This window comes from Klebsiella sp. 18074, assembly GCF_902705905.1.
GTDB classification, from domain to species: domain Bacteria; phylum Pseudomonadota; class Gammaproteobacteria; order Enterobacterales; family Enterobacteriaceae; genus Klebsiella; species Klebsiella terrigena.
The window spans coordinates 1-9,892 of sequence record NZ_CACSIS010000054.1 but is presented as its reverse complement, the minus strand read 5'-3'; the positions used below and the strand labels follow the sequence as shown (position 1 = coordinate 9,892).

14 protein-coding genes and 1 pseudogene are annotated in these 9,892 nt (G+C 49.1%); 1 reads left to right on the top strand and 14 read right to left on the bottom strand.

Annotated features, from left to right (window positions below):
* From GVK32_RS29330 to GVK32_RS27840, 6 genes are all read right to left on the bottom strand, one after another.
* The coding region (locus tag GVK32_RS29330; RefSeq protein WP_227697940.1) for a hypothetical protein at window positions 1–298 on the bottom strand (298 nt) is incomplete at its 3' end.
* 39 nt (window positions 299–337) lie between these two features.
* Window positions 338–2,860, bottom strand: coding sequence for a phage tail length tape measure family protein (locus tag GVK32_RS27860; protein WP_159874031.1), 2,523 nt, complete (start codon window positions 2,858–2,860; stop codon window positions 338–340).
* A 56-nt stretch (window positions 2,861–2,916) separates the two neighbouring features.
* On the bottom strand, window positions 2,917–3,600 hold the full coding sequence (locus GVK32_RS27855; protein ID WP_154952869.1) for a hypothetical protein: 684 nt from the start codon (window positions 3,598–3,600) through the stop codon (window positions 2,917–2,919).
* Window positions 3,601–3,723: 123 nt separating this feature from the next.
* Window positions 3,724–4,428: a Rha family transcriptional regulator gene (locus tag GVK32_RS27850; RefSeq protein WP_159874029.1), complete on the bottom strand. Its 705-nt coding sequence runs from the start codon at window positions 4,426–4,428 to the stop codon at window positions 3,724–3,726.
* A 67-nt stretch (window positions 4,429–4,495) separates the two neighbouring features.
* Entirely contained in the window at window positions 4,496–5,116 is a 621-nt protein-coding gene (locus GVK32_RS27845) for a P22AR C-terminal domain-containing protein (RefSeq protein ID WP_159874027.1), read from the bottom strand.
* Window positions 5,117–5,189: 73 nt separating this feature from the next.
* Complete coding sequence (locus GVK32_RS27840) at window positions 5,190–5,357, bottom strand: Arc family DNA binding domain-containing protein (RefSeq protein WP_143440300.1); 168 nt, start codon at window positions 5,355–5,357, stop codon at window positions 5,190–5,192.
* A gap of 122 nt (window positions 5,358–5,479) precedes the next feature.
* Here GVK32_RS27840 and GVK32_RS27835 point away from each other — a divergent pair, with 122 nt between their 5' ends.
* The gene (locus GVK32_RS27835) at window positions 5,480–5,923 is read left to right on the top strand and encodes an Arc family DNA-binding protein (RefSeq protein ID WP_159874025.1); all 444 of its coding nucleotides are present in this window, start codon (window positions 5,480–5,482) and stop codon (window positions 5,921–5,923) included.
* A 114-nt stretch (window positions 5,924–6,037) separates the two neighbouring features.
* Here GVK32_RS27835 and GVK32_RS27830 read toward each other — a convergent pair whose 3' ends face one another.
* The 8 genes and pseudogenes from GVK32_RS27830 to GVK32_RS27795 form a co-directional block, all read right to left on the bottom strand.
* Entirely contained in the window at window positions 6,038–6,712 is a 675-nt protein-coding gene (locus GVK32_RS27830) for a DUF6246 family protein (RefSeq protein WP_159874023.1), read from the bottom strand.
* 57 nt (window positions 6,713–6,769) lie between these two features.
* Entirely contained in the window at window positions 6,770–7,513 is a 744-nt protein-coding gene (locus tag GVK32_RS27825) for a phage tail tube protein (RefSeq protein WP_159874021.1), read from the bottom strand.
* Between the two features lie 60 nt (window positions 7,514–7,573).
* Window positions 7,574–7,957, bottom strand: a complete 384-nt coding sequence (locus tag GVK32_RS27820; RefSeq protein ID WP_159874019.1) for a hypothetical protein — start codon at window positions 7,955–7,957, stop codon at window positions 7,574–7,576.
* Window positions 7,954–8,379, bottom strand: a complete 426-nt coding sequence (locus GVK32_RS27815; RefSeq protein ID WP_159874017.1) for an HK97 gp10 family phage protein — start codon at window positions 8,377–8,379, stop codon at window positions 7,954–7,956. The genes GVK32_RS27820 and GVK32_RS27815 overlap by 4 nt, the downstream gene beginning before the upstream one ends.
* Window positions 8,380–8,381: 2 nt before the next feature.
* Window positions 8,382–8,729 (bottom strand): hypothetical protein, encoded by a 348-nt coding sequence (locus tag GVK32_RS27810; RefSeq protein WP_064381258.1) that lies wholly within the window; start codon window positions 8,727–8,729, stop codon window positions 8,382–8,384.
* A complete protein-coding gene (locus GVK32_RS27805; RefSeq protein ID WP_159874015.1) occupies window positions 8,729–9,397 on the bottom strand; it encodes a GIY-YIG nuclease family protein in 669 nt (222 codons plus the stop codon). Before GVK32_RS27805 ends, GVK32_RS27810 begins: the two co-directional genes overlap by 1 nt.
* Before the next feature lie 104 nt (window positions 9,398–9,501).
* Entirely contained in the window at window positions 9,502–9,672 is a 171-nt protein-coding gene (locus GVK32_RS27800) for a 50S ribosomal protein L13 (RefSeq protein ID WP_159874013.1), read from the bottom strand.
* Window positions 9,672–9,892 (bottom strand): annotated as a pseudogene (locus GVK32_RS27795) (hypothetical protein); the annotation flags it as partial. The gene GVK32_RS27800 and the pseudogene GVK32_RS27795, both read right to left, overlap by 1 nt.

Below are 9,892 nucleotides of genomic sequence, written 5' to 3'. Positions count from 1 at the left end.
GTTTTTCCCGGGAGAAATCCTCATACATAAGCTCCCGAATAATACGGCCATCACGTATTCTGGTCTTAACGTGGATGTATGGCCGTTTCTCTGCTTTTGCCATCTCAATATCCTTTTGGGTCTGCTCTTCATCCCATACGATATTCTCTACCTGTGCCTGCACAAGCGCATCCTGCAGGGCGGCAATGATTTTCTGCTGTGTGCCGTCCTTCAAATAGCCCAACGACGCCATGCCTTCCTGTGTTTCGTTATCGCGAAACCAGATAACCTCGCCGTTTACTTCGATCGCTACTTTCATATTTTCCACCCATTAAAAAACCCGCCGAAGCGGGTTGGTTTAGTAGTCGCCGGTAGCCCTCAGCCGCGAACCTGTTCTGGCTGCTATGGCCCTTGTCGCTGGCCCGGACTGTTGAGCATCACTGACAATGATGTTAATCACATCCTGACCTGTGAGCCCTTTGGAGGCAGATGTCCGTACGTCACTCCCGTTATTGTTCTGAACAATGATCTGAATGTTCGGGGATGAACCTACTCCGCCAGAACCCCGCAAATCCTTATTGCTGATGACGGAACCATTGTCCCCGGGGATCATGTACTGGCTGCCATTGCTGGCCTTGTAGATTTCAGGCATGCCGCCCTCGCCCACCTGATACATCGAGCCGGCCGATACAGGACCACCGTTTTTCCTGCCGCCAGCGAGCGTCTTAGACAACGCGAACGCCCCAACCAGTGCAGCCCCACCGATGATAGCCGCAGCACCAAACGAGCCCACAGACGCAACCAGAGCAGCAGGAAGCCATGCGGCCATAGTTGTACCAGCAGACGCCGTGCTAGCCGCGGTAGTAGTCGCCAAGGAGCCAACCTGCGCCGCGGTTACTGCAGCGATTCCAGCTTCTTGAGCCGCGGTTCCCATAATCGCTGACTTCGCTTGTTGAATGCCCATCTGAACGAAGGTATTGATAACGTCGTTCAGGATGGTGCTTCCGATCGAGCTGAGAGCTTCTGACGATGACATGCTACCGGTGATAATTCCTGTTAGTGCGTTGCTGGCGCTATTTGCCAGCCCATCAAATGCGGCAGCGGCGGCCTGAGTGGCGGCGTTCTGCTGTGCCCATTCCTCCCACATAGCAGCGATGCGTTGGTCACGATATTGCTGTTCAATGGATGCCCGAACGGCCTCAACCTCTGCAATTTTCTGCGGGTAAAGCGTAGCGTACTGGTTAAGTTGCTCCATTTGCTGCTGGAACTGGTTATCAACGCCCGCAACAGGAGAGGCCTGTCCACGTATAGATGTGAAGTTTTGGCTTGATTCTCTTCTCTTTTGTTCCTGTTCTTTCGCTATTTTTGTCGCCTGGGCAACATCATATAACTTCCCTGCTAGCTCTCCCGCGCTTTGTGCCTGCTGCTTTGTGGCGACGGTTCCCAACTGCTGCTGAGCCGCAAGGATTGCGGCCTCCCTCCCCATCCCTCGCTGTTCGAGAACAGCAATTTCGTATTTATCAGATAGTTGATCAAGTTGATTGGCTATCTGTTGCTGCGCCGCAGCTGAACGCTTAGCGGCTGCTTCAGCCTCCGATGCTGCTGCCTTACTATTTCGCTCCCGGTCTTTTAGTGCTTGCTGTTCTTTCTCATAGGCTTCGATTTTGTCATAGCTGAGATCTATTGCTTGGAGTTCGACATTATTTGCGCCTAATAACCCAGCAACATATTTCGTTCGTTCGCGAGCACTAAAACCAACTGTTGCAGCCTCATTTTTGGCAGCATCCACCAACTTATTTAGTTGCTCTGCATTTCCAGAGAGGGCCTGCCTGGATGCTTCAGTGCTGCCAGTAAGATTATCCAAGGCATTCTTAAGGACATTTATCGCATCTGTTGCATTCGCAGCCGAAACATAATTCTGGTTTACAACATTTGTCAGCTCATTAAGCTTAGGATTTGCATATCCGGTTTGTTCACTAAGCGATGATAGAGCTGATGCCGCTGCCTGCATGGTTTCGGCAGTAGGTTCTTTCTGTAAATTTCGGAATACCTTTACTAGCCCTATCGCTTGAGTTTGAGTAATTCCAAACGTCTCGGCCATTGAGTTCGTGACATTATTTAGGATATTTATGCCAACGATATTTCCTTCATAACTCCCTCCAAGCTCTTTAAGCACAGATGATGCATCAACGCCTTTACTTTCAAGGGTTGTAAGCTGACTTTCCGCTGCGGACATGCTATTCCGCCAGCTGCCAAGATCGTTGATCTGCTCTGAGATTACGGCTCCAGCTGCACCAATTGCTTTTTGAGCATCAGTCATCGCTACTGCGATTTGAGCCTTTGCCGCATCAGAGCTAACAGCCGCTAAGCGCTGTATCTTTTCAGATAGCGCACTAACCCCTGAATCGGTCTTGACTACCGTATCAGCAAGAGCCTTTTGGGCTGTCTCCAAATCCTCTGTAGCATCTTTTGAGTTAAATAATGAAGGGAGAAGTGCTCCAGCTAGCGCGCCAGTGATAGCTATGATTGCCCCTGCAATCGCGCCACCAGGACCAAAAATTGAAGCTATCTGCGATCCTTGCTGAGCAAATACCATCATGGCATTTTGCCCCATCTGTAGCTGAACTGCGACGTCCTGTATCTGGTAACCTAATTGCCCGAAAACGCCTCGCATATTCCCCATGCTTCTGGTGGCGGAGCTAACAGATTGAGCTGTAGAGCTTAAAGTTGTTTCTAACTTATTGAATTGTTTTATATTACCATCAAGAGATGCCTCTATATCAGACAGAACTCTATTTACCTGAGCGCCACCTTGCAGCAGAGGTTTAACTTCGGCCCGAACTTCATAAACTACGCTGCCTGCAAGCTCTTCCCCAGCCATACCTTTCTCCTATAAACAAAAAACCCGCCGAAGCGGGATTTATTTACTATGTATACTTAGAAGTAACCATTATCTCTACATACAGATAGTGTGGCCATGGTTTCTGAGTCACCTCCTCCCATACCAATAAAACCGGCATGCGGCTTTCCATTATTTATAAGCATGACCATGAAAGGAGTATCACCCGCATATCCGCCATATGAGTTTTTGGAATTAACCATTCCACAATACGCCCCCTGACCATTACTCACAAATTTTGAGTGCTTAAATCTGGCGCTTTCAGGATCTTTTAACTGGTCCCTTACAGCTACTTCTATCGCAGCTATTTCTGCTTTTGTAAGGGTTCGATATTTCCAGTTAGAAGGCTGTTTCATTGGTGCGACAGACTCGGGTGATGTGTTGCGACAATTCGCCCACTGCTCTGTCGTTTTAGCTATCCTATCAGATACAGCAAACTCTGTTTTTGACGGACTCGCCACGAATATTTTTGTTTTATCATCCTGATATAACATCCCATTTTTCTTATCGGAAAGATTTGGTGAGATAATATAACTGCCATTTGGACGGACAGCTTTGAAGTGTGTGTTTTCCGATTCAATCACTCCCCGCCCTCCACCAACCATTGGAGAGTTCGCTCCGTTAGCTAAATTTGCTTTTGCGTAATCACATTCAAGCTTATCTGCTGAATGAGCTAAAAATGGCATAAATGACACGGTCAATAACGCAATAACCCCTTTCATATCCCTATCCCCATTGGTTTGTTTTCGACAGATTAGCAGGGAAGCGGAGGAACGACAAAACCCGCAGTTAAGCGGGTTTGATTACCAGAATGCAAATTTGCACTCTGCCTTCAATACAATCAGTTACGCCACGTCAGCGCCATGGATCAGGTGGCGCAATGCCTTTACACCTTCTGCATTGTAGCGGAACGCCTCAACCTGCTTGCTGGAGTAGGATGACTTATCCATCACAAAAATCCCAAATTCGTCCGTCTTGAGATTGTTGGCATTGGCGATACGCCCCACCTTTTGCGCCGATACGCCGAGCATTTCTCCCACTTCGCTAGCGCTGTGGTAATGCTCTTCGAGCTTAGGTAATGGCAACAACTCAATACCCGCCGCATCATTTACCGCCCGTGCCATTGCGGTTTGCTTGGCGACATCGCTAAGCTTCGGCATAAAGGAAAGAGCGAGGCTCATCGCCTCAACCTCCATCTTGATTGCGCGGGCGCGCCGGAACTCAGGAAGATGCGACGCTGATTTCTGCGGTAGAACCTCGCCTGACTCCAGTTGACGCCAGCGAGTCGCTACTTTATGACGGAGCGGAATGCTGTACCCCATCATCAGTGTCATGGTCAGGTCCTGATCAAGCCAGTACTCCTGATAAGTGCGTCCTCGGCCATCTTGGTAATCGGCGGAAAAGTCCGCCGATTGAAGATTGAGCGATTCGAACATTTTTCGGCAGTCATGAAGCACATCTTTATGCTGCTTACCTGTCAATTTAGCGATCTCGCGACTTGACATCTTAGTGACAACTGAGCTGCGATTTGCTACATTCATTTTAGTCATATACGTTCCTACACGTTGTTAGACTTCAGTAGACCGCCAGCAGCAACTGGCGGTTTTTCTTTTTGCATCACTGCAACATCTCCTGACGCAGGTGCGGTAATACCCTGCTCCAGTTATCATCCTTCCATGGGTGAAATTCGATATGCGCCGTCTCGCGCTTAATGATCGCTCTGGCCTTGTTAATTGTCCGCGGCAGCTCCTGCCCGATCGTGTGAAAATGTCCCGCCTGCCGATGCTCGGCCACCTTCAGCAATGGAGTAACGCTCTCACAGGCTGTCAACATGATGTCACTCGCTCGCCACAACCAGGCAAGGGATGAAAGCTCATCGTCAGTGAACTGTTTGGCAATCGGCGAATGTGCCACTTCGCGATCCATAATATCCAGCACCCAGCGGCGGAACTCTTTGGCCTTCGTCGTGCGAGCGAACATTGCAACAAGGTGGGCGCCGCGGAGAGAGAAAACACGTGACTCTTGCATTCCGCGAGGGGTGGTCAGCTTGACCACCCCTGTCATTTGCGCTGTAAATTCATCAGCATGACGAGAGTAGATACGTTGCACAGCTTTATCGTCGGCATACTCCAGCGCCTGGCCCACCTCGGCAGCCGTAAGCCAGACCTGGCCACCCATTTCCATATATGCAAAATTGGTATTGTGGAAAGTTAGTTCGTTGTTCTGTACACTATTCATGTCGATATTTCCTTCGCGGGATTTATTCGATAAGGAGCCCTGACTATCGCAAGTAGTTAGGGCTTCGTCGTTTTTATGCTTGAGCAATTTTCTCTCCAATCAGGCCATACGCCTTTCTCAGCTGGTAGATCAGCTCAGTATTGAACTGCCGACACTGATCTTCACCGTTGCGCTCTATCGCTTTACGCACATCTTCAGGGAAGCGAACTTTACGCTGATACATGTCTTTTGCTTTTTCCATTACCCTCTCCATGAATGCCCCACCGTGAGACATACAACAAGTGTCACACCGTGCGTCATTGCTGTCAACCCCACCGTGGGGCATAATTTCTATATTGTGATTTTATTAAAGCGGCAAACCATATGAGCAGAGAAGATCCTCAGTTACGAATCAGGTTACCTATTGAATTAAAAGAAAGAATTGAAGATGCAGCCAAGTCAAATAATCGCTCAATGAATGCCGAGATAGTCAAGCGCCTTGACACCAGCTTCCTTAGTGAAATACAGGATGATGAAGTCATATCAGCTCATGAGGCTATGAAAATGGCGGAGAACGCCAAAGAAGAAATCTCCGGTATTATATTTAAGAGAACATTTGAAGAAATTAATAAAAAAGCCAGAATGGGGCATAAAGAATTCTGCATTGAACTCAATGATTTAGAGCTAGAATACCTCACATTAGCTGACTTTAATGCATCCCTTGAGAAGACCCTTACGCGCCTAAATGAACTCGGGTATGTAGTCCCAGAAAAAACAGTTGATGGAGGGGGATTTCTGGTAAGAATACCTGACAATAAAAATTCATAATGTTAAAGAGCGACCTCCAAGGCCATTAAACCGCCTGCCGTCGCTCTTTCATAGAGTCACCGATGCAGATATTACCCCTAGGGTAATCTGAATAGATATGGTGCGCTCAAGTGGCTATTTTTTGATCAGCTGTTTTCTCTTTGCTGCCTGCTTAGCAAGATATTCATCGGAGATACTTTCATATTCCTCTCTCGTGAACCCTTTTTGATTCGGGTATTTTGCGGCAAGCAATAGCTGAAATGCCGTCATCGTGAGTTTGGAAGCCTCGCTGAGACTCATACTGAAGTGCGTTTGTGCCGAGACTATGTACTCTGCAGCGAGAAACTCAGTTGTCGTTTCCTTTGCTTCATGGCGCTGTAGGCGGCGAACTTTAGCGTTTCCTATAACTCCATGAAGCATTAACTCTTTTGCGAGAGTAACTATGTCATCTTTGGGCATGATGCCCGGAAGGTACACTATTTTACCTTCTCTCTCGCACCACTCACCAATTGCTCCAGTCAAATCATCTTCACAGCAAGCCTGCAAAACTAGCATTGAGGCCGATAATATTTTATCTGAAAGGTTATTCAGTACTGACATCATCCAGCTAGGAATGCCGCTGAAGGCTTCCACGCAGTCGCAAAATAACTGCTGTGCATCGCTCCCGTTAATTTCAGCATAGATCTTTACTATTTCTTCAGGCTCCCCCAGTCTCGACATCGCCTCAAAAGATGGACGTAGCAGATAATCCTTTCCGCCCTCGCGACTATCGCTTATGCCGAGCTCTCCTATGTCTTTCAAGACCGCCATAGCTAACTCCAATAATGGGCATTATCAAGGGCGGCATACCGCCCTTTGGAATGCCCGTTACGTAACAGTAACCGTATGAGTGGCCACAAAGTTACCATCTTCGGTATTGATAATGATCTGCGCGCTACCGGATGCGATGCGGTTAACCGTTACAGTGGTACCGGAAGTAGTGGCAGTGGCTTTAGCTGGATCGGTTGAAGCAACTGTGAAGTTTTTATTGGTGGCGCCAGTCGGTACGATATTCACCGTGAAGGTACTGGTGCCGCCCGATGCGCCAGTACTCGTTGCCGGAGTTACCGTCACGCCAGTCACAGCAACGGAAGTGACCTCATTCACTTCAATGGTACTCGCGTCACCGACTTTGAACTCGGTAGAGAACGTAACGATGTCGTTGGTACCACCGTCAGAGCTCAATGCCGTGATGTTCATGTAACCGATGAATTCAACAGGACCGTAGTCCATACGAACCCAAATACCCGGCTGACGCCTGGCCTTCAGTTCGTCGGCGAAATATTTGATGAACTTGCCGACACCGTACTGATCAAGTTTATCCTTCTTTCTGACTTCCCCCTCAAAGCTCAAGGTAAAATCGCTGTTGGTGATGATGGTCTCAACATAACCGCCACCGTCATCAGCATCAGAAGTGACCGAGTTGGGGTTAAAATCAAAGCCCTTCGAAGTGCCCGCGGCCAGAGACATCCATTCGGACTCATCAGGCCTGACATCCGAGCATCCATCAGCAACCTCAAGCACGACCGCCCCGCCAAAAAGGCGCTCGTTCGAGTTCGGGCAATTAGCCATGAGAAACTCCTCTTTTGCATAAAAGAAAACCCGCCGGAGCGGGTTATTTGTTGGTATTGGCTATTCGCCGTAGGTGCAGGCAAACTGAAGTCTGAAGACTATTCGCCCTTCTTCTGTGAGAACCGGCGCTGGGATTGCGCCAATGTTCTGTATGTAACCAACGCATTCATCAGCCATCGGACTGCCTTGCACATAATCGATGATCCGCTGAACCGCATTTAGCGCGTCTTTGCGCTTATCTTTCGCGCCTACGACATCGACCAAAACGTGATATTCAGCTCCGAGGTCAGTGCGGATATTTGCCCCTCCATTAGGCCTGAATACCATCACAGCCTTCGACATGTCGTCAGGGTCGTCATACATCAGTTGCTGGACGGTAAAACCGGTTGTAAGCCCAGCATCAACGAACATATTTCGTACCCGCTCATGCATCAGTGGAGTCATAGTTCCATCTCCTTTTTGAAGGCCCCATACATCTCACTCTGATTATCAACAGCTGGCCAAAATAAGAATTTCGGGTTACCACCTGGCCCCCAAATCACCCCTCTTGACCCCGGCGCCTCTCCTGCCCTTACTGGACGATCTGTTTGCGTGTTTAGGTATTTCCCCGGAGCTTCATGCACGTAAATTGCGTAGTTAGCAGAATAACCAACCCTGCCGGTGATAAGAGTTCCGTTGAAGTCAATTTCCCGAAACTGGCTATTTATCAATGTGGAAGTATCGCGGGGAACTTCTTTAGCTGATGCAGCGCCAAGAATGATAAGCGCCGATTGAATGCCACGAACTGCTTTTCTACCGGTAATATCTTTAATGAGGCGATCCATACTTGCCTTTGCCTCACGTACGCCGCGGACTCTCCCCGCCATATTTATACTCCCGTCAGAATCGCGAAATCGTCAGCCAGTCGTTCGAAAGTATCGGCATAGCGAATGACCTGTCGCACCTCATCGGCATCAACTGAATATGGATCGGATGATGCTGATTCCCCTATAAGGATGTAATCGCCGTTTTTTGCGATGGCGTACTCTGTCCATATTGTGTTTTTCGCGACAATTTCAGCGCCAATTCCGCCAATTCTTTTGCTAACCCCACCCTCATAATCGCAAAGAATAACTTCTGGAGGGGAAAACCCCAGCGAATCACCATACTCATCAACGCCGAGGTTTCGCCAAATAGTTGCCTTGGCCGTGTATGACCATGAAGCCGCTGATGACATTACACCACCCTCGTATAGGATCGACCCTGCCGGATATGAGCAATAGTCGCTTTTGAAACACCATACTTGCTAGCAATAACAGTGAGTGAATCACCTTCAGAAATGGCGCGACGAATTTCGCGCACCTGCTCATCAGTGAACTTGGCGTGTGGCGGGGTAACACCGAACATAGGGTTACCAGCGTCTGAATTCTTGGCTGATATCTTAGCTTTGACTTCAGGCTGCCTACTCATCCCTGCACAGGACGGAACTTTGCCGAACCAGCAGTTCTTATCTCCGCGCCGGCTTTCCGCCATATTCGCCTTGGATTCTTCGGTGTGTATAACTCCGAGGCTGTTCCCAGCGTTTGGCGCAATGTTGAAAGACGGGTTTAATTCGCGAAAGAATCGCTGCTCGGCTGCAATAAGTTCGGATTTATCACTCACTACTTCCAGAACGGAAAACTCAAAGACACCTTTGCCATGTTTATCCCATGACTCCTGAAGGTTTCTGTTTCCATGCGTGCCTTTTCGGAGCTTGTAGCGATGGCTGGACCACCGGCCAGAAATGTTAACCGTGGAGCCGATATACACCTCGCCAGTGATAGTGTTCGCAATCTGATAAACACCTGAAACCTGATAATAAGATGGCGCGCTATGGCGCTGATGGCTTAATATTTGATGAGCCATGAGTTACCTCCGCAATAGGTAATGATGGTTAGAGCCGGTGGTAATGTTGACGCATTCCCCGGCTCGTTAATTTTACCATTTGCTGGCTTTTTATACACCAATTCTCACTCCCTCCAACGCAGCACGATTGCGCCTGTAGCCTGTATGCGAGGGCAGTTAATCATCCACTGTCCCGCACCGTTAACGTATGCCGTCGTTTGCTCGCCGGTATCGGTCATGACCCACACCCGGGTGAACGTGCGCGGCAGCCGCTGCTGAACTGAAATCCAGGCCATCAGCAGCCACCAACGACCAGAAATAGGCCCACGCTGTTACCGGCGCTTATAGGCAGCTCACTGGTGCAGCCGCTGGTATCAAGCCGGGCCAGTGAGTCACGCAGCCAGGTAATCCCGTCTTCGCCGTAGTCGAACGAGCGCGATGCCCCCGATGGCGCCCCCTGCGATTTGATTCGCCGGGCACCGGAAGACGTCGCCATGAGCGCTGCGGCATACATCA